The organism is Streptomyces lunaelactis (assembly GCF_003054555.1).
Taxonomy (GTDB): domain Bacteria; phylum Actinomycetota; class Actinomycetes; order Streptomycetales; family Streptomycetaceae; genus Streptomyces; species Streptomyces lunaelactis.
This window is the reverse complement of sequence record NZ_CP026304.1, coordinates 7,978,994-8,005,082: the sequence shown is the minus strand read 5'-3', so window position 1 is coordinate 8,005,082 and position 26,089 is coordinate 7,978,994. Positions and strand designations below refer to the sequence as shown.

Here is a 26,089-nt window from a genome sequence, read left to right as displayed (position 1 = left end):
TCAGGAGTTCTCGGCAGTGGCGGGCGACGGTTCCTCGTCGTGCGAATCCGGCGTGATCGGCAGGCAGACGCGGAACCTCGTGCTGCCCGGCTGCGAGTCCACTCTGATATCGCCGTGGTGCTTGTTGACCACGATGCGGTAGGAGATGTCGAGGCCGAGCCCGGTACCCTCACCGACCGGCTTCGTGGTGAAGAAGGGCTCGAAGATCCGCGGGCGAATGTCGGCCGGGATGCCGGGGCCGGTGTCGCGGACCTCGACGAAGAGGCGGTCGGCATCGCGCCAGGTGGCGATCGTGAGCGTGCCGCTGCCGTTCATCGCGCCGAGGGCGTTGTCGATGAGGTTCGTCCAGACCTGGTTGAGCTCCGCACCGTACGCCGGGATGGGCGGCAGACCGCGGTCGTACTCCTTCACCACGCGCACGCCCGAGGGGATCTTGGCCTGCAGCATCACCAGCGTGGCGTCGAGGAGTTCGTGGATGTCGACGGGCTGCTGGGCGGCGCGGTCGAGCTGGGAGTACTGGCGTGCCGCATCGACGAGGCCGGAGATGCGGTTGACGGCGTCCTCGATCTCCCCCATCAACAGCTCGGTGTCGATGGTGTACGTCAGCCACCCCACCGCCGCCTGCCGGTTCTCGTCGCCCAGGCTGTCGGTCGCCTCGGACAGCCATGCGGGGTCGATGCCGCCGGCGACCAGGACGGGGGCGATGTCCCAGGCCCGGTCGATCTCGTGGTCCTCGAGCCAGTCGGTGACCTCGTCCTCGGCGTCGGAGGCTTCGATCGCCGACAGCTTGGGGGCGTTGGAGGCGCGTTGGACGGCCGCGTCCTGCATCTCGACCAGGTGGTGCAGACGGGTGCCGTCCACCCGGCCGTCGGCGATGAGGGCGAGCTTGTGGCGCATCTTGGTGACCCGGTCGCGCAGGGTGTCGGTGGCGCGTACGGCCGCGGCCGCGGGGTTGTTGAGCTCGTGGGTGAGCCCGGCGGTGAGGGAGCCGAGGGCCTCCAGTCGTTCGCGTTCGCCGATGATGGTGTTGCTGGCACGGGTGCCGAAGAACAGGCCTTCGAGCAGATGCAGCGCCATGGGGAACCAGGTGCGTACCGCGTGGGCGAACTCTTCGGCGGGCAGCACGAAGAGTTCGACGTCGGTGATGGCTCGCAGCGTGTTGGGGTAGACCTGGTCCACCCGGTCCCCGAGGTAGGCCTGCGTGGCTCCGCTGTAGACACCTACCTGCTCGGTGCGGCCGAGCTCGATGTCGTCGCCGTGGAGATGGCGGACCATGGCGACCGTACCGCTGAGAAGTACGAAGAAGCAGGTGGCGGCCTCGCCCTGGGAGTAGACGGGCGCTCCGCCCGGCCGCACCTCGACGCTGCCGCGCTCGGCGAGCCACGCCAGCTGTTTGTCGTCGAGGGCCTCGAAGAGGAACAGGGTCTGCAGTTCGGCCGGGGTCAGCTTGTCGCGCGGGCTCGGGGCATTCATTGCGCCTCCATGTAGCGGTGCACCAGGGAGACGGCCATGGCGCCTTCCCCGACCGCGGATGCGACCCGTTTGACCGATTCGGCCCGTACGTCGCCGGCGGCGAAAACACCGGGCACACTGGTTTCGAGGTGGTAGGGGTCCCGTGACAGCGGCCATCCAGCGGGGCGCGCTCCCTCGGACAGCAGGTCGGGACCGGTGAGCACGAAGCCCCGTTCGTCACGGCGGACGACGCCGTCCAGCCACCCAGTGGGCGGTTCGGCGCCGATGAAGACGAACAGCCACGAGGCATCGGTCGTTCTCACGTCGCCCGTGCGGTTGTCGCGCAGGGTCAGTCGCTGCAGGTGCCTGTCGCCCTCGCCGCCCGCCACCTCGGTGTGCGGGTGGACGTGAATGTTGGCGATGCCGTCGATCTGCTGGACCAGGTAGTGCGACATCGACCTGGCCAAGTCGGCTCCGCGGACCAGGAGATGGACGCGGTTGGCATAGCGGGAGAAGTAGACGGCGGCCTGGCCGGCGGAGTTGGCGCCGCCGACGATGTACACGTCCTCCCCCGTGCAGTTGGCTGCTTCGAAGGACGCCGAGCCGTAGAAGACTCCGGCTCCGGTGAACTCGTCGAGGCCCGCCCCCTCCAGCCGCCGGTACGACACCCCCGTCGCCAGGACGACGGTGTGCGCCCCGATCGAGGTCCCGTCGCTGAACCGCAGCACCCGGCCCGCCCCTGCCGCTTCCAGTGACACCACTTCCCGCGCGCTGAGGATCTCGGCGCCGAAGCGGGTGGCCTGCCGACGTGCCCGGTCCGTCAGCTGCGCCCCGGACACTCCGTCGGGGAAACCCAGGTAGTTCTCGATACGGCTGCTCTGGCCGGCCTGCCCGCCGGTCGCGCTCCGCTCCACCAGCACCGTTCGCAGCCCCTCGGACGCCGCGTAGACGGCGGCGCCGAGCCCTGCGGGGCCCGCGCCGATGACGACGACGTCGTAGAAGTCGGCGGCCGGGGTGGTGCTCAGTCCCACTTCGGCGGCGAGCTCGGCCTCGCTCGGCGCCTGCAGGGTCTTGCCGTCGGCCGTGATCACCAGCGGCACGTCGTCGGCGCTGAGACCGGCCGCGTCCAGGAGCCGCCGCCCTTCGGGTTCGTCCGCGGCGACCCAGCGGTAGGGCACGAGATTGCGGGCGAGGAATTCCCGTACGGCGAAGGACGGCGCCGACCAGCGGTGGCCGACGATCCGTGTCTCCCCCACCGCCAGGTCGGGCGCCGCCGCCCACAGCTCCAGCAGCGCGTCCAGCACCGGGTAGAGGTTCTCCTCCGGCGGACTCCACGGCTTGAGCAGGTAATGATCGAGATCGACGATGTTGATCGCGTCTATGGCCGCGCCCGTGTCGGCGTACGCCGTCAGAAGCACCCGTCTGGCCAGGGGGAAGAGGTCCATGGCCGCTTCCAGAAACTGCACGCCGTTCATCGTCGGCATGCGGTAGTCGGCGATCATCACGGCGAGCGGCTCGCCGCGCAGCTTGACCTCCCGCAATGCCTCCAGGGCCTCTGCACCCGAGGGCGCGCGGAGCACGCGATACCGGTCGCCGTACCGGCGCCGGAGGTCGCGGGCGATGGCTCGGGAGACTCCCGGATCGTCGTCGACGGTCAGGATGGTCGGCTTCGCCATGCCCACCATCATGCGCCGCACCGATCACGAATGCGATGCGAATGCGGAACACGACCGGAGTAAGGGCTCGGGCGGCGATCTTCGGCCCGTCGCCATGCAGCCCCTCCGTGACCTGAAGGTCACGCTCGTGGAGCGCCGTCACGTCGGCCCGGTCCGTGCGGCGAGCGCGATCTGTTGCGTTTGAACCTTTCGGCTAAAGAGTCGGTGCGGTGGTACGGGCCAGGCCGGGCCGCAGATCGACGTCGGCGAGCACGTCGCAGCAGGCCGCGCCTGCCCGAGCTGCGGGCGGCAGCAGCCGGGATCGGGGCCGACCTGCACATCTCGGGGCGCTTCACGGGGATCCCGGCGGCCCGAGCCGCCGGGACCCAGAACGTCAGTAAGGTCCGTTGACGTTGTCGATCGAGCCGTACTTGTCGGCGGCGTAGTTGCACGCGGCGGTGATGTTGGCGACCGGATCAAAGCTGTCCATCGCCGTGCCGGGCACGTGGTAGGCCAGGAAGGTCGGCTGGATGACCTGCAGGAGCCCCTTGGACGGCGTTCCGGCGGCGGCGTTGGAGTCCCAGTTGTTGATGGCCAGCGGGTTGCCCGCGGACTCGCGCATGACGTTTCGGTGGATGCCGTCGTAGCTGCCCGGTATGCCGTGCCGGGCCATGACGTCCAGCGACTCCTTGATCCAGCCGTCGAGGTCATTGGAGTAGGCCGCGGGCTTGGAGACGACGGCGGCCTTCTTGGTGGACAGGGTGGACGTCCGCTCGGAACGGTCGGCCCGCTGGGAGGAGGATGCCTTGGACGCGGACGCCTTGGCGGAGGGCGCCTTGGCGGAGGGCGCCTTGGCCTTCTTACCGACGGTCAGCTCGAGTCCGGGATGAATCAGCCGCGGGTCGTCACCGACAGCCTTCCGGTTGTCCTGGTACAGCTTCTTCCAGCCGCCGCTCACGGCGAGCTGGTCCGCGATCTTGGAAAGGGAGTCCCCCGCGACGACCGAATAGGTCGTGGGGCCCGCCTTCTTCGCGGGGGCCGGCGCGGCCGCCGCGATGGCCGGTGCCACGGCCTTCTCGACAGCAACGGGCTGCGCCTGCGCCGCGCCGGCAGCGGTCGCGCCGATCACCGGAAGGACGAGTGCGGCGCCACCCGTGCCCACGACGGCGAGACCCCGGGTGAGTGAGCTGGACTTGGGGCGACGGTGCTTACCCTTTGCGGGCATGACGAATTCCTCTCCGTCGCCTGCGAGGTGAGCTGTCGGGTTCGGGCTGGAGATGCCCGGCCGCAGTATGAATGCGACTTCACCCCAAGCCGTTCCGGATTCCGGATCGGCGGCTTACCTGGGTCCCCCGCTCCTGCCGTACGTGAGTGGGTCGGTTCGGTTTCCGGATGGCGGCAGGATTCGGCGGTCCATCCGGATTGCCGTGACCGTAAGCGAGATGCACCGGAGGGAACAAGCCCTGAATTCAATAGGGCATTCCGCGAGGAGGATCCGCCGCGAGAATATCCCTTGATCCATCCCGAGCGGGAAACTCAACTTTCTTTCTGTGGAACGGGACTGGGCTCATCGGCGCTGTCCACAAATCGCCATAGACGTGACCCATTTCACTGGAGGCAATGCGGAACGGTGTGCCGTGCGGCAGGGCGCGAGAGAAAGATATTTCGCGCGAGTACTACCAATTCAGGCATCATGCGAAATATCAGAGCAACTGCCCACGCAGTAACTTTTCGGGCGAAACGTCACTGCCGGAACGCTTTCTCGACCAAGGTCGCGCAGCGAGTCGCCCTGGCGGACCGCGAAACGCCCCGCGGTTCGCACCACTATTCGCCGCTGTAGGCAAATATGGAGGCTTATGCCGCCTCTGTCCGTTTATCGACCGGCCGCCCCAGACTCTCGGCCGCCGGGACCCTGCTCCTGGGCCTGCGCCCACGCGGTGAACGCCTGAGTGCACAAGAGCGGGGTCCCCATCGTCGACGAGAGGAAACGGGCGGGCGGCGTGGCATCCGCCGCGCCGGATCCGGACGTCAGCCGCACCTACGGCCGTTGTTGATGCAGCTCACCGCTTTCCTCATCAGCGACGCGGACATCACGTTGATGAAGTCGCCATGGTCCGTCACCGGCTTGTGCAACTGCTCAGGGAAGCTGTCGACGGCGAACACGGAGCCGGGCGCGATCTTGTACGTGATCCGCTGGACCAGTTGAGGAATGGCCCGGAATCCCTTCGGGCACGCGCCGTTGGGGCGCGCGAAGGTCACATGCGTGCGGTGGTTCGCGCTGTCGGTGTTCTGGCCGTCCCAGCAGCTCTGGAAATTGAACGTACGCACCACGTTGCTGCCGCGCGGGCACAGCGGGTATTTGTCCTTGAGCTGTCGGTTCTCGAAGCCGGTGCAGCTCCAGGATGCGTTGGCATTGGCTGTTCCATTGGTGAACGCCTTGGCGTCGCCGGTGATGATGCGCAGGAATGTGGGCATCGCCGTGACTTTGCCGACGGGACTGCCGCGGAAGGTGAGTTGCACGGAAGCGGGCTGGAGAATGCGTCCGACGTTGCCGTCCTGTCCGCCGCCGGGAAGATTGGCGTCGGCCTCGATCTTCCCGTTGCGCAGTCGCAGCACCGGCCAATAGTGCGTGGAGCGGTCGCCGTTGGTGCACGTCGTATTGGCGGTGGCCAGGTCGTCATTGGTGGAGAAGGCATCGGTCTCGAGGTTGCCGACGTAGTCGTGCATGTGGTGGGCGCCGTTGCTCACACCGGGGGCGACGATGACGTTGTCGGGGTTGAAGTGCTTGTTCTCGTTGCGACCGCAGCGCGACTTGAAGGTGCCACGGGAGGCGTTGCTCCGTACGCGGGGCTCGGCGACATTGGGCCGCACCTTGCGGATGTCCACGAAGTCCGACCTTCGGGGACCCGTCTGCCCCTGACCGCCCGCGGCCGGCGCGGAGGCACTGGCAGCAGGGGCGCTCGGAGCGTCAGATCCGGAACCGGCCGCGGAAGCGGGGGCCACATCGTCCTTCTTGACCGTGCAGGACGCCAGCGAGTCCATCCCCTGGGGCCGGCTCGAGACCCGCTCGATCTCGGCGGCGATGCGGTCCAGAGTGCCGCGGCGCTGGGAGGACAGCGGATCCAGTACGCGCGTGCGTACCCACTTCTGGTCGGCTTGAGCGCCGCCGGTGGCGAGTTGCCGATAGGCATCCGCGACCTGGCTGTCCAGCTGCGCGAGTTCACCGTCCACGGCCGGCCGCGCCTGCTCCGGCACACTCGACAGACGGACCGCGACGTCCGGACAGTTGATGGTCATCGGCGCCTGCCAGCCTGCGGCCTTCGTGGAACCCCGGGCGGCCGAGGCGTCGTTGTCCGTCATCAGGAGAGCCCCGCCCCCCACGGCCATCGCTGTCACCCCGGCGACAGTCATGCCGATCAGTCTGGACCGCTTGTGTCTCTGTCTGTACCTCATCAGTCCGCCCCTCTTGATTGCCGTCGCACACCGTGGGCTTCATGCCCCTCGGCCGAGTCGGGCCGTACTCTCGCCCGCTCCGGCGGAAGACACAGCACAACGCAGAGGGATACGGAAACCAGGATGGTTCTGCTCAGTCGAAGCGGAAACTCGCTGAAACTCCGTGCGCCGGGCGGGCGTCGACGGGCTCTTGCGGACGGCGGAAGGGATCACGCCGTCGCGGAGATGATACGGATCAGAACAGTAGCGCCAATTCGGGGGCGCGGGCCCCACTTCACCTGCGAGACGGCGCCAGCCGGCGCCGGTACGCCGAGTTGGTCCAGACCTATTGACGCACACAGCACCGGCGTTGGGCTGTCACTGCTCGCGCATGCCCCAGGGTGAACCGTACTCGGTCAACAGGTCCAGGAAAGGCCGGGCGGGGAGTGCCTCGGGACCGAGGACGCCGCTGCCGGACCAGGTGCCGGCGGCGATCAGTTCCAGGGCCACGACCGGGTTGATCGCGGTCTGCCATACGACGGCCTGGCAGCCGTACTCGCGCATGGACCACTGGTTGTCGACCACGTGGTACAGGTAGACCTCGCGCGGGCGGCCGTCCTTGGTGCCCTTGACCCAGGTGCCCGCGCACGTCTTGCCGTGCATGCGCTCCCCCAGGGCTGCCGGGTTGGGCAGGCAGGCGGCGACCACGTCCCGCGGAGAGACGTGGACCGTGCCCGATCCGTCCGCCGCGGGCACCGGCACCGGATCGGTGCGGTCCAGGCCCAGCTGGTGGAGCGTCTGCAGCGTACCGATGAAGTCCGCACCGAGGCCGTACTTGAAGGTGACACGTCCCGCGTCCACCCACCGCGGCACCAGGAGAACCTCCTCGTGCTCGACGTTGACGCACTCGACGGGCCCGATCCCCTCGGGGAAGTCGAAGACCTCCGGCTCGCTGAAGGGGGCGGTGGTGAACCAGCCCCGGCCGGCCTCGTAGACGACGGGCGCGTTGAGGCACTCCTCGATGGTGGTCCAGATGCTGAACGAGGGCGCGAAGTCGTAGCCGTCGACGGTGAGGTTCGCCCCGTCGCGGATGCCGATCTCCTCGATCTCGTCGAAGAGTTCCTCGGCGGCGTGCCGGGCGAAGACGTCGGACAGTCCCGGCTCGACGCCCATGCCGACGAGGGCGAGTGATCCGGCCTTCTCCCAGTCCGCGGCCCGCTCGAACTGGGCGTCGCCGAGCTTGACACCGCAGAGCTCGTACGGGCGCTCCGGGTGCGGGCGGGACAGCGACATCGCCATGTCCAGGTAGTGCGCCCCGGCGGCCAGGGCCGCCTGGAACAGCGGCATCACAAAGCGGGGGTCGGTGGCATTGAGCAGGACGTCGCAGCGCTGCCGGTGCAGCAGGGAGGTGACGGCCCCCTCGTCGCTCGCGTCGATCCGTTCGGCGCTGAAGCGGCCGTCCGGCTGCAGGGCCGCGACGGCGGCTTCGGCGCGGGAGAGGTCGTAGTCGGCAACGACCATGTGGTCGAAGAAGGACCGGCGGGCCGCGATCCGGGTGATGGCGGTACCGACGCCGCCGGCCCCCACGAGCAGTACACGCATGGCAGAACTCCGTTTCCCAGGCACAGCCTGCGGGGCGCTGCTGATGGTCGCAGCGCCTCTCTGATCCGATCCAACGTGCCTGCCACTGTTCACGTCAATGGTGTTGGCATAAGGTCGGTGGGGTCATGGTGGGTGTCATGGAGGGAGCGTGCCGTGCCCAAGCCCGTAGTGCCGGAGGAAGCCCGGCGGCGTCGTCGTCCCACGAAGAGCGGTGCGGTGCTCTCACAGCAGCTGATCGTGGAGACCGCGCTTCGCATGCTGCAGGAGCACGGGAGCGCGGGTCTGACAGTGCGCCGTCTGGGCACCGCTCTGGGGGCGGACCCGAGCACGCTGTACCGGTACTTCAGCGGCATCGACGACCTCACCCTCGCGATCGGTGACACGCTCGTCGGACGTGCCGTGGCGGGTTGGGAAAGCACCGGTGACTGGCGCGCGGACCTGCGGGAGCTGGGGCTGCGTATCCATGCCGCCTATCTCCGTCATCCGCAGGCGGCCGTGCTGACCGCCAGCCGGGTGACCGGCAAGGCCTACGAGGTCGCGGCCGACGAGACGATCCTGGGACTGCTGCGTACCGCCGGCTTCACGGACACCGACACCGTCCGGATCTATCACGCCTTCATCGACCAGAGCCTGGCATTCGCCGCGCTGGACGCCGCCTCGCTGGCCCTGCCGGCGGGATCACGCACGGCGGACGAAGAGGTCTGGCAGGCCACGTACGCCCGGCTGCCCGCGGCGACCCATCCGCACATCGCCGCGACCGCGCACCTGCTGGCCGCCCGGATGAACCACAGCGCGTATCCCACCGCGCTGGAGATGCTGCTGGACAGCGCCTGGGCCCAGCTCGGCGCAGCACACCGCGGAAACGACGGCGGGAACGGCTGACGCGGCGCAGCCACCCATCACGATCACCTTCGCCGCATCGTTTTGGGGGCGGCGGCTCAGGCTCACTTGACCGAGTCCAGGTGGGCGAACACCACCACGTTGTCCTCGTAGTCCTTCGCCTTCCTGTCGTAGTCGCCTCCGCAGGTGATCAGCCGCAGCTGCGGGGACGGAGTGTCCGCGTACACCCGCTCGTTGGGAAAGCGGGCCTTGCTGAAGGTTTCGACGGAGTCCACCGTGAAGATGGCGACGGTGCCGTCCTCGCGAGTGATGTCGACCCTGCTTCCCGGCTTGAGCGCGCCGAGCAGCAGGAACACGGCGGGGCCGGTCTTGGTGTCGACGTGGCCCGCCACAATCGAGGTGCCACGTTCGCCGGGCGTCGCACCGCCCCGGAACCAGCCGACGAGATTGTTGTTGTCCGGGGGGGGTGCGTCCAGCTGTCCGGAGGCGCCGACGGACAGCTCGGTGAAGGGGGCGTCGACGGCGATCTCCAGGATCGACAGCCTCTTCGGCGCGGAACGGGGCAACACCAGCTCAGGAGCAGAGGCGTCGGCAGCCTTGGTCGGGGCGGGGGCGGCAGCCGCAGGACGGATCTGTGGGGACCGTGGCGTGCCTTGTGCCGAGGTGTCGAACGAGCTGTAGATGAGGATGACGCCCAGCCCAACCGCCACGAAGGGCCACATCAGGGCGCGGCCGAGGGGATTGGAGGCGGGGACGGTCCGGGACTGGTTCGAACCGGGCGGCTGCGGGGCGGCCATGGGAGCGTGCCTTTCGTTGTACGGGGCGTCAGAGGGGTGTCAGCGGGTGTGAACGAGCGGCGGAACGGGGCTGCGGAGGCAGAAACGCAATCGCCGCGGCCACCGTCCGCGAGGGACGGCGGCCGCGACAGCGAGCGGCCTGCTGGTGGTTCAGCCCCGTCAGGCGGCCGCGGCACCAGATACGTCGCGGCGGCGCAGCTTGTACGCCGCGGCGCCGAGGCCGCCGAGCATCAGCACCGAGCCCGCGGCCAGGCTGCCGCCCGACAGGGCCAGGGCGCCACCGCCGGTGTGGACACCACCCTTCGGCTTCCCCTCCTTCCAGCCGCCCTCCGACTTGCCCTTCTCCCAGCTGCCGCTGCCGCTGGACGACGAGCCGGAGTCCTGCTCCCAGTCCCCTGCCGCGGCGAGGGCGCCACCGCCGGTGGCGACACCGCCCTCGGGCTTCTCGCCTTCCCAGGTCTTGCCGTGGTCGCTCTTCTCGGCCTTCTCAGGCGTCTCGGCCTTCTCGGGCTTCGCGGCCGTCTCAGGCCTCTCGGCCGCCTCAGGCCTCCCAGAATTCACGGTGGGGTCGCTGCTGGAGGAAGGGCTGCTGTCCTTCTCCCAGCTGTCGTCAGTAGTCATGGCCATGGCGGCCGGTGCGGAGATCATGAAGGCCCCGGTGATGGCGGCTGTAGCGAGCAGGGTGCGAGCTGTGCGCATGGAAGCGAATTCCTTTCGACGCGGCTGCGATGGCTGACCAACCGTCAGCTCCGCGGATCGCAGTGGCGACGTGATCCACCGTCAACCGGAATTCGCTTCCGCACCACCGGAGAGCGGCGCAATCCAGCTACGGCATGGGCTCTTCGAGTGGTGAATCGGCGACATTCACCCGTTGGACGGCACGCCACGCCGAGGCCGTGTTTGCGCATCGTCACGAGAGTCGTGCTCTGACGGCACGTCATCAAACGGGTGCCCCGGGATGCTGGTCACGGGCGTGATGACGAGGCGATCACGTCGAGCGATACCTGCCACCCGGTGGCCGGGTTGAGGCCCAGGAGGTAGGCGATGCGGGCAGGTCCCCAGCGGCGCAAGGTGCGGACCTTGATGATCCGGCGCTCGGTACGGGTCGGGGTCCGGCGCGGGCTGCGGTGGGGGCCGGGAGGAGCGGTCGGTCATCCCGGCCTCCCCGAGAACACCTAGGGCGATGAGACGCGGGCGATGACCAGGGCGACGTCGTCGTGGTCGTCCGGCCGGCGCAGGGAATCCAGGAGCCAGTCGCACGTTTCCTCCAGCGGGCGGCCCGTGTTGGCGAGCAGCTCCAGCAGGATGTTGAGACGCGCGTCGATGGGCTGGTCCCGGGTTTCGACCAAGCCATCTGTGTACAGCACCAGTTCGTCGCCGACCATCATGCTCACGGTGGTCGCCTCGAAGGGGATGCCGCCCACGCCCAGCGGCGCGCCGGTCGGCAGGTCGAGGAGTCGGGGGGCCTCGCCGGGGCGGGCGAGAACCGGCGGCAGATGCCCCGCGACGGCGATGCGGCACTGCGCGCTGCGCGGGTCGTAGACCGCGTAGATGCAGGTGGCGATGGTCTCGCCCAGACCGGAGGTGATGCGGTCGAGGTGCTGGAGCACCTGGGTGGGATCGAGGCCGAGTTCGGCGAGGGTGCGGGTGGCGGTGCGCAGTTGCCCCATCGTGGCGGCGGCATTGATGCCGCTTCCCATCACATCTCCGACGACAAGGGCCGTCGTGCCGTCCGCCTGCGCGATGGCGTCGAACCAGTCGCCCCCGATCTCGATGGTGGCCGCGGCGGGCCGGTACCGGTAGGCGACTTCGAGCCCGACGAGTTGCGGTGGCCGCTGCGGGAGCAGGTGGCGCTGGAGGGCGATGGCGGCGTTGCGTGCGCTCCGGTACCAGCGGGCGTTGTCGATGCACACAGCGGCACGGGCGGCCAGTTCGCCGGCCAGGACGATGTCGTCGGCGTCGAACGGCAGCAGGTTGCGGGTGCGTTTGAGGTCGAGTGCGCCGAGCACCTCGCCCCGGGCGATCAGCGGCACAGCCAGGTAGGAACGCAGCCCGGCGCGGGCCAGCAGAGCGGCGGCGTCGTCATCGCGGGCGATACGTGACAGGTCCCGGGCCTGCACATGGGCCACGAGCACCGGGTGACCGGTGGTCGCGCACTGGGTGACCAGGCGGTCGGCGTCGTACCTGGCGACGTCGCCAGGAGGGTCCGCGGCGCGAACGGCCTCGCTCGAGTAGGCGGCTGACACTGCCAGCGCCCGGAACACGGCGGGCCCGCGGGCGGCCCCCGCGACGCTGGGACGGCCTTCCAGAACGGAGTCGAGGATGTCCACCGCCGCGACGTCGGCCAGCTCCGGTACGACGACGTCGGCGAGCTCGCGGGCGGTCTGGTCCAGGTCGAGGGTGGTGCCGATACGCACCGAGGCGTCAGCGATCAGAGCGAGCCGCCTGCGGCCGTGGGCGATCTCCTTGGCCGCCTGGTGGCTCTCCGTGACGTCCACGACCGATGTGGCCACGCCCAGGACCCGCCCGGTGGCGTCCTCCAGCCGGTAGTACGACACCGACCAGGCGTGCTCGGTGCTCTCGTCGGCGTGGGTGCGGCCCGCGGTGAACTGCTCGAGCAGTGGGGTGCCGGTGGCCAGGACCTGGTGCATCGCCGATTCGACCGCCCCCGCGTCGTCGAGGAACGACAGGGCCTCGAGGGGACGGCGGCCGATGTGCTCGGCAGCGGGCAGGCCGTTGATGCGCTCAAGCGTCGGGTTGACCAGGACGTAGTGCAGGTTCGTGTCCAGCACCGCCAGCCCGATCGGGGACTGCGCCACCAGGCGCGACGACAGAGCGAGGTCCCTCTCCAGGTGCCGCAGCATGGCCCGGTCCGTCGCGATCCCCAGCGCGTACAGGTCACCCTTCTCGTCCAGCAGCCGCATGTTCCGGAACTCCACGAGGCGCGAGCTGCCGTCCTTGCGGCGCACCGGGAAGGCCCCGGCCCAGTCCCCGTCGCCGCCCATCACCCGTGCGAACAGCTCCAGCACCATACCGACGTGTTCCTTGGCGGCCAGCAGCCCGGCAGCGGGCCGGCCGAGCGCCTCCTCCGCGCTCCAGCCGAACAGCTGCTCGGCCTGGGGGCTCCACAGTGCGATGTTCCCGTCCGCGTCCAGCACGACGGCTGCCACGCTCAGTACATCGAGCAACCCACTCGGCGCGGACAGCATGGCTCCCGTCGGCCCGCCACCGGCCTCCAAGCCATCGGTCGTATCCATCGCAGGCGCTCCCTTCCGACCGCCGCGTCTGCCGCGTCCGGCCGCCGCGCTCTGGCTCAGGCCGGCGGAACCATGTCCTGCCCGAGGGAAACGGGGGCGGCCGCCTCGGCCCGTACGGCTTCGACAACGGATTGGTGGAGGGTACGGCTGGCCTCTTCGGAGGGGCAAGGGACAGGACTGCCCGTCAGGGTGAACCAGTCCGAGGAGCCGCTGAATTGAACGGCGATCTGGGCCTCGCCGTCCGACCAGGTGGTGTGGACGGTCAGGTCGCCCTTGATCACGCCGACTTCCTCGGTGAGGACGCCACCAGCACCCGCGTAGATTCCGCCGGTTGTCCACGATGCCCAGCTCATGGTGCATGCCTTACTGACGGTGGGAGACATTCAGCGCCCGCGGCGTTCCCCCGAGCGCGGCTCTTCGAGTCTGACACTCGCAGGACGCGGGCGCGCGGTGGTGCCGTGCCGGACGCGTGGGCCCTCGGTGACCGCTGCGGGCGCATCGTCATCGCCTTCTGCGGATGAGTCGGACGAGGAAGACGGCCAGTGCGGCGAGTGCGGCCACAGCGAGGGGGCCCGCTGCGCGCTTGGCGACCGGGAATCCCGCTGTACGCAGCAGATCGATCGGCTCGGCCTCGTGCGTTCCGGCGCCTGCGACCACGGCGAGCTCGGCGTCGTCGGACTTCACACCCTCGGACTTCACACCCTCGGACTTCACGTCGTCGGACTTCACGCCCTCGGCATGTGCGTCGGCTTCCTCCGGGGCGGCGGCCTCGGCAGACGCGCCCGCAGCCGGTTTCGTGCCTGCCAGCAGCTGCGACAGGCAGTCGGCGAACCGCCCGATGAGCTTGTCCCCCACTTCGGCCATGACCCCGCGGCCGAACTGGGCGGGGCGTCCGGTGATCAGCAGGTCGGTCACGACGACGACCGCCGTACCGCCGTCGCGTTCGGCGAGCGTTCCGGTCACCGTGGCGTTCGCGGTGCCTTGGCCGCGTACTTCCTTGCCCCGGGCGTCCAGGACGATCCGGTGGGCCGATTCGTCCTTCTCCTTGAAGGTCGCGGTGCCCCGGTACGTCACGGTGAACGGGCCCACCTTCACCTTCACGGCGCCCTTGATGGTCTCGCCGTCGAAGGCCTCCACGGTGGCACCCGGCATGCACGGGGCGACCCGCTCGATATCGAGGAGCACCCGCCACGCCTCGTCTACCGGGACAGGGACGGTGAAGGAGTTCTGCAGCCTCATGGTCGCCTCCTCGCGCGCTGACACGGATCAAACCGATCACACGGACCTGAGCCGCGGTGGATGGATGGCCCCGGCCGTGTCCGCGAGGGGTGTGCCACTGCCGCCCCAGCGCAGAGCGACGATCTCCGCCGCGATCGAGACGGCCACCTCCTCGGGAGTACGTGCGCCGAGGTCGAGGCCGATGGGCGAGCGCAGCCGCTCGAGTTCCGCCTCGTCGAGTCCGGTCTCCCTCAGCCGCGCCAGCCGGTCCTCGTGCGTGCGACGGCTGCCCATCACACCGATGTACGCGGCCGGGGAGCGCAGCGCCACCTCGAGCAGCGGAACGTCGAACTTGGGGTCGTGGGTGAGTACGCACATCACCGTCCGTCCGTCGACCTCCGTCTCGCGCAGATACCGGTGCGGCCAGTCCACGACCACCTCCGCCCCGTCCGGGAACCGCCGGGGGTCGGCGAAGGCCGGGCGGGCGTCGCACACGGTGACGCGGTAGCCGAGGAACGCGCCGATGCGGGCCACCGCGGCGGCGAAGTCGATCGCGCCGAAGACCAGCATCCGCGGAGGCGGGGCGAAGGACTGCAGGAACACGGTGACGTCGTCCTCGCGCCGCTCGCCGTCCGGGCCGTAGTGCCGCCGGCCTGTCGCCCCTTGCGCGAGCTCACCGCGCGCGTCGGCGGTGACCGCCGCGTCGAGACCGCTCGACCCCAGCGAGCCGGCCACGGTGTCCGGCCATACGGCGAGCGCGGCGCCGCGCCGGGCAGGACCGTCGATCACGGTCGCCACCACCACCGGGCGGTGTTCGGCGACCGACAGGGCGGCGTCGCCGAAGGAGACGTCGGCCGCGGGCGACACGGAGCGTACGAGGAGCGTGATCTCGCCGCCGCAGGTGAGCCCGACGGCGAACGCGTCCTCGTCGCTGTAGCCGAAGGTCTGCAGCTGTGCCTGACCGGTCTCGACGACCTCCTTGGCCAGTTCGAAAACCGCCCCCTCCACGCAGCCGCCGGAGACGCTGCCCACGACCTGGTCGCCGGGGCCCACCGCCATCGCCGCCCCGGGACCGCGCGGCGCACTGCGGCTGACGGCGACGACGGTGGCCAGCCCGAACGGCTCTCCGGCGGCGTACCAGCGGCTCAGCGCGGGGAGGATCTCACGCATCGGACGCACCTCTCACCACAGCTGCCAGGCGCTCCAGGGCTCCCAGGCTGTGACCCTCGACGAATGCGTCAACGCTGGGCAGCGCCGCCGCCATACCCGCCGCGAGCGGCTCGTATCCCGGGCGTGCCTTGCGCGGGTTGGCCCACACCACCCGGTGTGCCAGTCGGTGCAGCCGCCGCATCTGAGCGGCGAGCAGTGCCGGGTCGCCACGCTCCCACCCGTCGGAGAGCACGACGACGACGGCTCCACGGGCCGTGCCGCGCTGCCCCCACCGGTCGAGGAAGCCGCGGAGCATCTCGCCGAGCCGGGTGCCTCCGCTCCAGTCGGGCACCGCGGACGCGACAGCGGCCAGCGCCGCGTCCGGATCGCGGTGCGTCATCTCCCGGGTGACCCGGGTCAGCCGGGTGCCGATCGTGAACACCTCGGTGGGCGTCCGGGAGGACGAGCCGTGCGCGGCTGCGTGCGCGAAGCGCAGCAGGGCGTCCGCGTACGGGTCCATCGAGCCGCTCACATCGAGCAGCAGCACGACGCGGCGGGGCTTGGTGGCGGGGGCGCGGTAGCGCAGCCGGGCCGGCTCGCCGCCGCGGTGCAGCAGCTCGCGTACGGTGCGCCGCGGATCGACGCCGCCGCGCCGCGCCGGACGCAGCCGGGGGGTGCGGCGCGGCTCACCGCTCAGCGAGAACGCCGCGAGCAGCCGCCGCAGTTGGGCCCGCTCGGCCGCGTTGAGCTCGGCCATGTCGCGATGGCGCAGGACCTCCGCGGAGCTCGCCAGGGCCGCCGCGGGCTGTGCAACGGCGTCCTCCTCGTCCCTTTCGGGAGAGGTACCGGCCTGGGCGGCCACCGGGCGCGGTACCGGCTTGGGGGCCGGGGCCGGGCGCGCCCGTTCGCCGGGGTGCGGATGCTGCGCGAAGTACGCGGCGAAGACGCGGTCGTACCGTTCCAGGTCGTCCTGGCTGCCGCAGAGGGTGAGCCGGCCCGCCCAGTAGACGTCGGAGCGCACCTCGGAGCCGAGGAGTTCGAGTGCGCCGAGGAAGGTCTGTACGCGGTCGGGGCCCGCGGCGACTCCGGCAGCGCGCAGCGCTCGGGCGAATCCGACGAGGACGGCGGTCGCGTCCACCTCTGGTACTGCCGGCATGGGCGGGCGGGGCACGGTGTTCACGCTCCCCGTGCCGCGAGGATCGCGGACAGGTCGAGGGATCGGGCCCGGTCGGCGTCCTCGCGGTACTTCAGCACCGATCCGAGCGTGGCGACGGCCAGTTCGGCGTCGAGTTCGGTCGCGCCGAGCGCGTCGAGGGCCTCGGCCCAGTCGATGGTCTCGGCCACCCCGGGCGGCTTGAGCAGATCCTGGGTGCGCAGGGTCTGCACGACGGCGGTCACCTGGGCGGCGAGCCGTTCGGTCACCTGGGGCTGGCGTCTGCGGACGATCGCGAGTTCGCGCTCGAACCCCGGGTGGTCGAACCAGTGGTACAAGCAGCGCCGTTTCAGCGCGTCGTGGACCTCGCGGGTGCGGTTGGAGGTGAGGACGACCACGGGCGGCGACGCAGCCCTCAGCGTGCCCAGCTCGGGGACGGTGACGCTGTACTCGGAGAGCAGCTCCAGCAGAAACGCCTCGAACTCGTCGTCGGCCCGGTCGACTTCGTCGACGAGCAGGACCGACGGCTGTGTCTCCAGCGCCTGCAGCAGCGGGCGCGCGATGAGGAACCGCCTGCTGTACAGCTCGCTCTCCAGCCGCCCCGCATCGGTGACGCCGACGGCTTCCGCGGCCCGCAGGTGCAGCAGCTGGCGCGGGAAGTCCCAGTCGTACAGGGCCTGGGACGCGTCGATGCCCTCGTAGCACTGGAGGCGGATCAGGGGTGCGCCCTGGACCTGGGCAAGGGCGGACGCGAGCGCGGTCTTGCCCGTGCCCGCGTCGCCCTCGCAGAAGATCGGCCGGTGCAGCTTGAGGGCCAGAAAGCAGGCGATCGCGAGACCGTCGTCGACGAGATAGCCGGTCTTCTCCAGTCTCGCCCGCAGCTCGCCGGGCCCGTCCGTCACACCCTCACTCCATCCCGGCCGCCGCCAGCACCGCTCGGCGGGTGAGCACCCGCGCCAGGTGTTCGCGGTACTCGGGCGACGCCGACAGGTCGGACGCCGGACGAGTGCCGTCCGCCGCCGATTCGGCGGCCCGCGCCACCGCGGCCGGGTCGGCGTCCGCCCCGGCGAGCGCCTCCTCGGTGGCACTCGCCCGCAAGGGGGTCGCCCCCATGTTGGTCAGCGCGACACGGGATTCGACGAGGTGGCCGTCGTCGCGTCGCACCATGGCCGCCACACCGACGATCGCCCAGGCCTGCGCGACCTGGTTGAACTTCTCGTAGTGGTAGCCCCAGTTGTCGCTCTTGGGCACCCGGACCTCCACCAGCAGCTCGTCGGGCCGCAGCGCGGTCTGCAGGTAGTCGGTGAAGAATTCACGTGCCGGGATGATGCGCCGGCCCTGCGGCCCGATGGCGACCATCTCGCCGTCGAGTGCGAGCAGCACAGTCGGCAGGTCCCCCGCAGGGTCGGCGTGGGAGAGCGAGCCGCCGATGGTGCCGCGATGGCGTACGGACGGGTCGGCGACGGTCTCGGTCGCCGCGGCCAGCAGCCCTGCGTGGCTGCGCACCAGCGGGTCGTGGATGACGTCGTGGTGGGTCGTCATGGCTCCGATCACAAGAGTCCCGGCGTCCTCGCGGACACCGCGGAGTTCCGGGATCCGGCCGACGTCGACCAGCAGTTCGGGGAAGGCGAGCCGAAGCCGGAGGATGGGGATCAGGCTCTGGCCGCCGGCCAGAACCTTCGCCTCCTCGCCGCCGTCCGCCAGGGCGCGTACCGCTTCGTCGACCGTCTGCGGGCGTGCGTAGTCGAATGCCGCGGGAATCATGCTGTTCCCTCCTCGGCCCGGGCCGCTGTGACGGCCTGCCAGATCCGCTGCGGTGTGCACGGCATCGCCACGTCTCTCACGCCCATCGGCCGCAGTGCGTCCACGATCGCGTTGACCACGGCGGGTGTGGACGCGATCGTCCCGGCCTCGCCGACGCCCTTGGCGCCGAGCGGGTTGGATGTCGCCGGGGTTTCGGTGCGGTCGGTGACGAAGTCGGGCAGGTCGACGGCGGAGGGCACCAGATAGTCCGCCATGGTGCCGGAGACCAGGTTGCCCTCGGTGTCGTACACCGCTTCCTCGTAGAGCGCCTGGGCGATGCCCTGGGCGAGGCCGCCATGGATCTGCCCCTGGACGATCATCGGGTTGATCACCTTGCCGACGTCGTCGACACAGACGTAGCTGCGGATCCGGGCGTGGCCGGTCTCGGTGTCGACCTCGATCGCGCAGAGGTGGGTGCCGTGCGGGAACGAGAAGTTCTCGGGATCGACCAGGTGCTCCGCGTTGATCGTCGGTTCCATGCCGTCGGGCAGGTCGTGGGAGGAGAACGTCGCGAAGGCCACCTCCTGAATGGTCTTCGTCGCCTCGGGCGATCCTTTCACCGAGAAGGTCCCGCCGGAGAACTCCAGGTCGGCCTCGTTCGCCTCCAGCAGGTGGGCTGCGACCCTGCGGGCCTTGGCCACCACCTTCTGCGCGGCATGGTGGACGGCGACCCCGCCGACCACCAGCGAGCGGGAGCCATAGGTGTCCATGCCCTGCGGCACCACCTTGGTGTCGCCGTGGACCACCTCGACGTCCTCGAACGGAACACCGAGCGCGTCGGCCGCGATCTGGCTCCAGCAGGTGGCGTGCCCCTGCCCGTGCGGGCTGGTGCCGGTGGCCACTTCGACCTTGCCAGTGGGCAGCATGCGGATGCTCGCCGCCTCCCAGCCGCCGGCCGCGTAGTTCAGACTGCCCAGCATCCGGCTGGGGGCCACGCCGCACATCTCGGTGTAGGTCGAGATGCCGATGCCGAGCCGCACCGGGTCGCCCCGTTCGTTCCGCGCGCGCTGTTCGGCCCGCAGGTCGTCGTAGCCGAAGAGCGCCATCGCGCGGTCGGTGGCCGCTTCGTAGTTGCCGCTGTCGTAGGTGAGCCCCGCGATCGTGGTGTACGGGAACTCGTCGTGGCCGATCCAGTTGCGACGGCGCACCTCCATCGGATCAATACCGAGTTCCGCGGCCAGTTCGTCCATGGTCCGCTCGATCGCGAACGTCGCCTCCGGACGGCCCGCGCCGCGGTAGGCGTCCGTGGGGGTCTTGGTCGTGAAGACGCCGGTGCAGTTGAAGCTGTACGCGTTCATCTTGTAGATGGCCGGACACATGAACGCGCCCAGGAGCGGGACGCCGGGAGTGATCAGCATCAGGTAGGCGCCCATGTCGGCGAGCAGATCGACGCGCAACCCGAGCAGCTTGCCGTCCCGGGTCGCCGCGAGCTCGATGTCCTGGATCTGGCCGCGGCCGTGATGGGTGGCCTGGTAGCCCTCCGACCGGGACTCGGTCCACTTGACCGGCCGGCCGAGCCGCCTGGCCACGGCGAGGGCGACTGCCTCCTCGGGGTACACCTGGAGCTTGGAGCCGAAGCCGCCGCCGACGTCCGGGGCGACCACCCTCAGCTTGTGCTCGGGGATTCCCGTGACCATCGAGAGAATCACTCGCGCGACGTGCGGGATCTGGGTCGATGAGTACAACGTGTATTCGTTGGACGTCGTGGGCGGTGTGGCAACCACGGCCCTCGGCTCCATCGCGTTCGGGATGAGCCGCTGCTGGGTGTAACGGCGCCGGACGACGACATCCGCCCGGGCCTTCTCCGCCTCGTAGTCGCCGGCGGCGAGCGGCCAGGTGTAGCAGCGGTTGGTGCCCTTGTCGGAGTGCACCAGGGGGGCGCCGTCGGCCAGCGCGGCCTCCAGGTCCAGCACCGGAGGCAGTGGTGTGTAGTCGACCTCGACGGCCTCCAGCGCATCGGCCGCGACGTATCGGTCCCGGGCGATCACGATGGCCACCGGGTCGCCGGCGTACCGGACCTCGTCGACGGCCACCGCCGGGTGGTCGGGCATGACGATGTCCTCGGTCACCGGCCACACGCAGGGCATGGAGCCGAGTTCGTCCGCCAGGTCCCGGCCGCTGAAGGCGGCGATGACTCCCGGCCGCTCCAGCGCGGGCGAGACGTCGACGCGGTCGATCCTGGCGTGCGCCATGGGGCTGCGCAGGATCGCCATGTGCAGCAGGCCCGGGACGGCGATGTTGTCGGTCCAGGTCGTCCGGCCCGTGACGAGCCGGGCATCCTCCTTGCGGGTGCGGGAGCGACCGATTTCCGGGGCAGTGAGCTGGTCGGTCATACCGGCGCCTCCTACCCGGCCGAGGCCGGGGTTCTTGGCATGGCCGGAGCGGCTTCCGGCCCGGCTCCGGGTGCGTGAGCTTCTTCCGCCCCCGGTGCGGGAGCGCGGCGGCGGCGCTCTTCGGCAGCCGCCGCGAGGACGGCGCGCACGATGTTCTGGTAGCCGGTGCACCGGCAGAGATTGCCCTCGAGACCGTGGCGGATCTCGTCCGGGGTCGGGTCGGGGTTCTCCTTGAGCAGGTCACGCGCGGCCATGATCATGCCGGGCGTGCAGTAGCCGCACTGCAGGGCGTGCTGTTCGTGGAACGCCGTCTGCAGCGGGTCCCATTCGGCGTCGGTGGCCAGGCCCTGGATGGTCGTCACCGCGCTGCCGTCGGCCTGGACGGCCAGAACCGAGCAGCTCTTGACGCTGTCACCGTCCAGGTCGACCGTGCAGGCGCCGCAGTTGCTGGTGTCGCATCCGACGGGGGTGCCGGTGAGGCCCAGGCGGTCGCGCAGGTAGTGAACGAGGAGAAGGCGAGGCTCCACGTCGTCCTCGTACGCCGTGCCGTCCACCGTCAGTGAGATACGGGTCATGTGCCCTCCCAGAGACACGGGCAAGGGGTATCTGCCGTTCTGCTCTGATATTGGCAACTCTAGGCCGCCGTGCGGGGACGCGCGAGCCCTCGGCGGACGCCGCGTTGGGCCACGGGCTGTCCCTGCCGGCAGGCGAGTTCTTCACGGGTTCCCGGAACAGCCCTTTAATGAACATCGTTCACGTGAACGTCGTTCACTATAGTCGTGGCCATGAGTCCGTCGTCCACCCCCCAGCCCCCCGAAGCCACCCGCGCCACAAGAGGAAGGCCGCCGAGACTGGACCACGCCCGCACCGTCGAAGCCGCTCTGCAACTCCTGGACGCATCAGGGCTCGACGCGCTCACCATGCGGCGCCTGGCCGACGCCGTCGGCACACAGGCCGGCGCCCTCTACCGCTACTTCGCGGCCAAGCAGGATCTGCTGACCGCGATGGCCGAGCGCATGCTGGCCGACTGCACCCCCCGGTCCCCCGCCCACGGCGACTGGAGCGAGCAACTGGCCGACCTGGCCCGCCGGATGCGTACGGCGCTGCTCAACCACCGCGACGGCGCACGCGTCTACGCCGGCACCCACGCGACCGGCGAGAACACCCTGGGCTTCGCCGACACCCTGGTCGGCGTCCTGCTCGACGCGGGCTTCCAACCCGACGACGCGGCACGCGCGGCACTGGCCGTCGTCCACTTCACCGTCGGTCACACCCTGGAGGAGCAAGCCGCCACCCAGGCAACGGACGAGGAGCCCGCGGACCCCGAACGCCTGCGCCAGGCGGTGACTTCGGGCCACTACCCGCATCTCGCCGCGGCACTGCCCGTACTCACCAGCAGCGACTTCACGGCCCACTTCGAATTCGGTCTGCGCCTGCTCGTCCGGGGACTGCGATCACTGGACTGACACCGGCAGTGCCCAGAGCCGCGGCCCCCTGACCCGCCGCGCGTTTCCTCCTCCGTTGGACAGGGACCGCCCACTCTCGGAGTATTGGAGTGTCGGCGAGCAGTGATCTCGGCGGCGCCTGCCCCGTCGACCGCGTAGACCCGCGCCGCACAAGGAGGCGCCATGACCATCCGTATCGCAACCTTCAACGCCGAGAACCTCTTCCGCCGACCCCGTGTCTTCGCAGTCGAAGACACCTCGGAGCGGCGGAAGACGCTGGAGGACTTCGCGACCCTGGTCTCCGTCCTCGACCACGAGACCTACACGGCCGAGGACAAAGAGCAGATCGCCGGGATACTCGAGAAGTACGACGTCCCCGACTCCCTGTCGAAGACCCGGCCGATCCTGGTGAACGAGACCCGTGGCGGCGCCAGACTCTTCAAGGTCAAGCGGGGTGGCGCCATCGAGATAATCGCCAAGGGGCGGCCCCACTGGGTCGGTTGGGCCGAGCTCGTCCGTGACGACCTCAACTGGGACGCCGTCCAGAACACCGGCCGGGTGATCGCCGAGGTGGACGCCGACGTGCTGCTGACGGTCGAGGTCGAGGACCGGCTCGCCCTGCAGCGTTTCAGCGACCAGGTACTGGGCGATCTGATGGGCGCGAAGCAGTATCCGTTCAACATGCTGATCGACGGCAACGACAGCCGCGGCATCGACATCGGGCTGTTCAGCCGCCGCCCCGTCACCTCGATACGGTCGCACATCTTCGACGCCGAGTCCGGTCGGGCGATCTTCAGCCGGGACTGCCCGGAGTTCGAGGTCGACCTCGAGGGCGGGAAGCCGCTGTGGATTCTGGGCAACCATTTCAAGAGCAAGGGATTCGGAAAACCCGCCGTCAGCGCCAACAAGCGCAAGGCGCAGGCCAAGCGGGTCAAGGCGATCTACGAGGCCGCCCTCGAGCGCTCCGCGCGCGTCGTGGTCGCCGGGGATCTCAACGACACCCCGGACAGCGAGCCGCTCGGGTTCCTCCTGGCCGCCGGCCTGCAGGACGCGATGGACCACGGCAGTTACACGGGAGCGCCCGGCACCTACGGGACGGGCCAGTCACTCAAGCAGAAGATCGACTACCTGATGTTCTCGCCGGATCTGTGGCGGCACGTGCAGGCGGTGGAAGTGGAGCGGCGCGGAATCTGGGCGCCCAACACCTTCAAGTCGTTCGAGACCGTGACGTCGAAGGCCACCCAGGCATCCGACCACGGCGCGCTGTACGCGGACCTCGAGGTGTGAGGCCTCAAACCCGTGCGGCAGGCCCCGCACCCCCACCTCGCGACCGAGCCCTCCGGTGCCCGATGCACCGGAGAGCTCCACGAACCGGCGGGACCACCCGAGGGCGCGTCCGGGCAGGTCACATGTCGGCGGCGTCCACCACCGCACCGAGATCGACGAACTTGAAGCCGGTCGACTCCCTTTCGCCGCCCTCTCCGTCCGGTGCCGCGGGCGTCTCATGTCCGTCCTGGACGACGAGAAGGCCGCGCGGATAGCGCGCTCCCAGCGGCGCGTTCAGCACCGCCGCGCCGTCGCACTCCTCGCTGCCGTCGAGCGTGGCCGAGGCCGCGCCGATCCTGAAGCCGCCCTCGTACTCATTGCGTTCGGAGATCTCACGGTCGTACAGCGCGAATGTGTTGTCGCCCTGGCTCGACGACATCACATAGCCGTCGCCGTCGGACTCCTGGAAGAGGGTCAGGCCCTCGACATCGGCCGCCAGTCGCCTGCCGCCGTAGCCGGGATCGGCGCCCGGGGCGCACTCCTCCGTCTCCGCGTCGTAGACGCCGGGGATGCCGTACTCCTTGACCTTGTCGACCAGGACGGGCTTGCCGGTGAGGTCGGCGCGCATGCGCCAGATGCCGATGTCCTCCTGGCCGGCGTAGAGCATTCCGTTGGCCGGGTCCACGACCATGCCCTCGACCTGTGGCAGCTCGTCGGGCTCAGCACACGGGCTCCACCGGGCACCGTTGGGGAGGCGGAACGACGACGGGAGTTCGAGCGTACGGATCTTCCGGTAGCCGACCGTGCCGGTCGCGGTCGCCTTCAACTCCAGCAGCGCGACCTCGGTCCGATTGCGCCGACTGACGAGTGCGTACGAACGCCCCGTGCTCCTGTCCGTCCACGTCGCCAGGCCGTACGCCGTCCGCTGCTCATTGATCTCGGACTGGCTCGCGGAGAACACCGGGGCAGCCGCCGGATCCGTGACGTCGGTCAGCGGACGCCCCGGCCGGGAGGGGTCAATGCGGTAGACGCGCAGCCGGTCGTTGCCACGGTCGCTCACCACCGCCACATCGGCGCGACCGGTGGGCGTCCGCAGTCCGGTGACGAGGTCGACGTTGTTGAACCGGCCCGGCGCGTCATCCGCCGCGGGCGGCGCCGGGGCGGGGATCGACTGCACCAGCCCGGCGTCGAGACCGTAGACCCGCAGGCCGCCCTCCTTCGCCGTGGCCACGACCAGACTGCGTGCCGGATCGGCGGCGTTCCGCCAGATCGCCGGGTCGTCCGCGTTGGCGTTGCCGCCTGCCTCGTCGTCGTAGAGGGCCGCCGTTTCCGCCGTGGCGGTCACCGTCGGCAGCGCCGACGGACGTGCCTGCGCGGGGGGCGGGGCGAGGAGGGCGACAAGTGCGGCACCCAGGGCGGCGGTTGCCGCCGTGCGGGGAGAGCGGTGCAGTCTCACTGGCGCTTCCTTAATGTCGGGGACATGCCGATGGTCCGTCAGGGAGCATGCGGCCAAGGGGCGGCGCCGGACTGTCGTCGAGATGATGCGGCCATGTTCGGACGGTGAATTCGCCCGGTCCGGGGCCTAAGCGGTGTCGGGGAAGTCCGGGTGGGTGAAGGAGCGGGTCGAGGGCCGAGTCTGGCAAGGCGGAGGAAGGAGTCCACGCGGAGCGTCGGCGACTGACGACAACGCAGCCAGGCGACAGCCATCGGCCCGCGACGCCGCCCGGACTTCCCCGGGGCCGCTCAGGCAGCGGTGTACGCCAGCCAGGAAGCGACCGCCTCCGCGATGGGCTGACCGGTCTCCAGCTCGACAAAGCCGAACTGGCCGCCCTGGTTGCACTCCAGGAACCACCAGACGCCCTCTGCGTCCTCGGCGAAGTCGAAAGCGCCGTAGGCCAGACCGGCAATCCCCGTGAACTCATGGACAGCCCTGCCGATACGGTCGGGCACCTCGACGGGCTCCCAGGCGTGACCGGTCTCGCCGTAACGCCCGTCCACCTGACCGGACTCGGACACCTTCCGGGCGGCGAAGAGCCGTCCGCCGACGGATGTCAGCCGGATGTCGGCCCGCTTGGGGATGTACTGCTGAAGCAGGGTGGGCGCGGCCGCGACGTCGGCGAAGTCCGTCTCGGGCCCGATGCGGGTGGTGGGCAGGGTGATCGGTGGATCACTGCGCGGCGGGCCGGAGGCGGACTTCACGACGATCTCCCGGTACTGCGCCGCGAACTGGCGGGCCACGCGCGGGAAGGTGGTGATGAGCGTGGGCGGCACCGCGAAACCGCTGCGGTGGGCGACGCGCAACTGCCATGGCTTGCAGCGGGCCTGCGCGGCCACGCAGGGGTGGTTCATCCAGCGTGCCGTGGTGGAGTTCAGCATCCCGTAGAGGGCCTGCCCGGACTCGGCGGTGAGCCACTCCGACGGCTCGGCGGCGTGCGCGGCGGGCTCGCCGGGCCTGCGCACCCATATGGAGCGCAAGCCGCTCATGCTCAACAGGCGTCCGTCGTACGACAGATAACCGCGAAAGTCGCCACTGATGAACTCGGCGGACATGGAGGCTTCACCGGGAAGGTCAGCGGGGTCGAACCGCACGAGCGGGATGCCGCGTTCGTGCAGACTTGCCACCACCATGTCCGTCGTCACATCCTGCCGGCAGGTCAGGATCAGCACAGTCATCGACGTGCCGGGCC

General features: G+C 70.0%; 22 protein-coding genes, 1 pseudogene and 1 riboswitch. Of the genes and pseudogenes, 4 read left to right on the top strand and 19 right to left on the bottom strand.

Annotated features, from left to right (window positions below):
* Positions 1–1,473 (bottom strand): ATP-binding protein, encoded by a 1,473-nt coding sequence (locus SLUN_RS42155; protein WP_108154166.1) that lies wholly within the window; start codon positions 1,471–1,473, stop codon positions 1–3.
* Entirely contained in the window at positions 1,470–3,128 is a 1,659-nt protein-coding gene (locus SLUN_RS36595; RefSeq protein ID WP_108154165.1) for an NAD(P)/FAD-dependent oxidoreductase, read from the bottom strand. Before SLUN_RS36595 ends, SLUN_RS42155 begins: the two co-directional genes overlap by 4 nt.
* Here SLUN_RS36595 and SLUN_RS36590 point away from each other — a divergent pair.
* Complete coding sequence (locus SLUN_RS36590; RefSeq protein ID WP_159100414.1) at positions 3,127–3,312, top strand: hypothetical protein; 186 nt, start codon at positions 3,127–3,129, stop codon at positions 3,310–3,312. The two genes, SLUN_RS36595 and SLUN_RS36590, sit on opposite strands and share 2 nt — an antisense overlap.
* 189 nt (positions 3,313–3,501) lie before the next feature.
* On the opposite strand, the gene SLUN_RS36585 is transcribed toward SLUN_RS36590, so the two are convergent.
* From SLUN_RS36585 to SLUN_RS36575, 3 genes are all read right to left on the bottom strand, one after another.
* A complete protein-coding gene (locus SLUN_RS36585) occupies positions 3,502–4,332 on the bottom strand; it encodes a LysM peptidoglycan-binding domain-containing protein (RefSeq protein WP_108154163.1) in 831 nt (276 codons plus the stop codon).
* A 4-nt stretch (positions 4,333–4,336) separates the two neighbouring features.
* Positions 4,337–4,495: riboswitch (cyclic di-AMP (ydaO/yuaA leader) on the bottom strand.
* 640 nt (positions 4,496–5,135) lie between these two features.
* The gene (locus SLUN_RS36580) at positions 5,136–6,518 is read right to left on the bottom strand and encodes a DUF1996 domain-containing protein (protein WP_254709848.1); all 1,383 of its coding nucleotides are present in this window, start codon (positions 6,516–6,518) and stop codon (positions 5,136–5,138) included.
* 399 nt (positions 6,519–6,917) lie between these two features.
* Positions 6,918–8,141 (bottom strand): saccharopine dehydrogenase family protein, encoded by a 1,224-nt coding sequence (locus tag SLUN_RS36575; protein WP_108154161.1) that lies wholly within the window; start codon positions 8,139–8,141, stop codon positions 6,918–6,920.
* Between the two features lie 153 nt (positions 8,142–8,294).
* Between SLUN_RS36575 and SLUN_RS36570 the strand changes: the two genes are divergently transcribed.
* Positions 8,295–9,023 (top strand): TetR/AcrR family transcriptional regulator, encoded by a 729-nt coding sequence (locus SLUN_RS36570; RefSeq protein WP_108154160.1) that lies wholly within the window; start codon positions 8,295–8,297, stop codon positions 9,021–9,023.
* A gap of 62 nt (positions 9,024–9,085) precedes the next feature.
* Here SLUN_RS36570 and SLUN_RS36565 read toward each other — a convergent pair whose 3' ends face one another.
* The 12 genes and pseudogenes from SLUN_RS36565 to SLUN_RS36510 form a co-directional block, all read right to left on the bottom strand.
* Positions 9,086–9,778 (bottom strand): class F sortase, encoded by a 693-nt coding sequence (locus SLUN_RS36565; protein WP_108154159.1) that lies wholly within the window; start codon positions 9,776–9,778, stop codon positions 9,086–9,088.
* Positions 9,779–9,937: 159 nt separating this feature from the next.
* On the bottom strand, positions 9,938–10,477 hold the full coding sequence (locus tag SLUN_RS36560) for a hypothetical protein (protein ID WP_108154158.1): 540 nt from the start codon (positions 10,475–10,477) through the stop codon (positions 9,938–9,940).
* Positions 10,478–10,791: 314 nt separating this feature from the next.
* Positions 10,792–10,948: pseudogene (locus tag SLUN_RS36555) on the bottom strand (IS481 family transposase); the annotation flags it as partial.
* Positions 10,949–10,953: 5 nt separating this feature from the next.
* Complete coding sequence (locus tag SLUN_RS36550; RefSeq protein ID WP_108154157.1) at positions 10,954–13,035, bottom strand: SpoIIE family protein phosphatase; 2,082 nt, start codon at positions 13,033–13,035, stop codon at positions 10,954–10,956.
* Between the two features lie 56 nt (positions 13,036–13,091).
* Positions 13,092–13,388, bottom strand: coding sequence for a hypothetical protein (locus tag SLUN_RS36545; protein ID WP_108154156.1), 297 nt, complete (start codon positions 13,386–13,388; stop codon positions 13,092–13,094).
* A 148-nt stretch (positions 13,389–13,536) separates the two neighbouring features.
* Positions 13,537–14,274, bottom strand: a complete 738-nt coding sequence (locus tag SLUN_RS36540; RefSeq protein WP_108154155.1) for an SRPBCC family protein — start codon at positions 14,272–14,274, stop codon at positions 13,537–13,539.
* 36 nt (positions 14,275–14,310) lie between these two features.
* On the bottom strand, positions 14,311–15,423 hold the full coding sequence (locus tag SLUN_RS36535; protein ID WP_108154154.1) for an XdhC family protein: 1,113 nt from the start codon (positions 15,421–15,423) through the stop codon (positions 14,311–14,313).
* Positions 15,416–16,558, bottom strand: a complete 1,143-nt coding sequence (locus SLUN_RS36530; protein ID WP_108154153.1) for a vWA domain-containing protein — start codon at positions 16,556–16,558, stop codon at positions 15,416–15,418. Before SLUN_RS36530 ends, SLUN_RS36535 begins: the two co-directional genes overlap by 8 nt.
* Positions 16,559–16,578: 20 nt before the next feature.
* A complete protein-coding gene (locus SLUN_RS36525; protein ID WP_108154152.1) occupies positions 16,579–17,457 on the bottom strand; it encodes an AAA family ATPase in 879 nt (292 codons plus the stop codon).
* Between the two features lie 4 nt (positions 17,458–17,461).
* Complete coding sequence (locus tag SLUN_RS36520; RefSeq protein ID WP_108154151.1) at positions 17,462–18,319, bottom strand: FAD binding domain-containing protein; 858 nt, start codon at positions 18,317–18,319, stop codon at positions 17,462–17,464.
* Positions 18,316–20,691: a xanthine dehydrogenase family protein molybdopterin-binding subunit gene (locus SLUN_RS36515; RefSeq protein WP_108154150.1), complete on the bottom strand. Its 2,376-nt coding sequence runs from the start codon at positions 20,689–20,691 to the stop codon at positions 18,316–18,318. The genes SLUN_RS36520 and SLUN_RS36515 overlap by 4 nt, the downstream gene beginning before the upstream one ends.
* An 11-nt stretch (positions 20,692–20,702) precedes the next feature.
* Entirely contained in the window at positions 20,703–21,266 is a 564-nt protein-coding gene (locus tag SLUN_RS36510) for a (2Fe-2S)-binding protein (protein ID WP_108154149.1), read from the bottom strand.
* Between the two features lie 210 nt (positions 21,267–21,476).
* Between SLUN_RS36510 and SLUN_RS36505 the strand changes: the two genes are divergently transcribed.
* Positions 21,477–22,157, top strand: coding sequence for a TetR/AcrR family transcriptional regulator (locus SLUN_RS36505; protein ID WP_108155148.1), 681 nt, complete (start codon positions 21,477–21,479; stop codon positions 22,155–22,157).
* A 162-nt stretch (positions 22,158–22,319) separates the two neighbouring features.
* Positions 22,320–23,423: an endonuclease/exonuclease/phosphatase family protein gene (locus SLUN_RS36500; protein ID WP_108154148.1), complete on the top strand. Its 1,104-nt coding sequence runs from the start codon at positions 22,320–22,322 to the stop codon at positions 23,421–23,423.
* Positions 23,424–23,541: 118 nt separating this feature from the next.
* Here SLUN_RS36500 and SLUN_RS36495 read toward each other — a convergent pair whose 3' ends face one another.
* Both SLUN_RS36495 and tgmB read right to left on the bottom strand, forming a co-directional pair.
* A complete protein-coding gene (locus tag SLUN_RS36495; RefSeq protein ID WP_108154147.1) occupies positions 23,542–24,858 on the bottom strand; it encodes a phytase in 1,317 nt (438 codons plus the stop codon).
* Positions 24,859–25,145: 287 nt separating this feature from the next.
* Positions 25,146–26,075 (bottom strand): ATP-grasp ribosomal peptide maturase, encoded by a 930-nt coding sequence (gene tgmB / locus SLUN_RS36490; RefSeq protein ID WP_108154146.1) that lies wholly within the window; start codon positions 26,073–26,075, stop codon positions 25,146–25,148.
* Between the last annotated feature and the right edge of the window lie 14 nt (positions 26,076–26,089).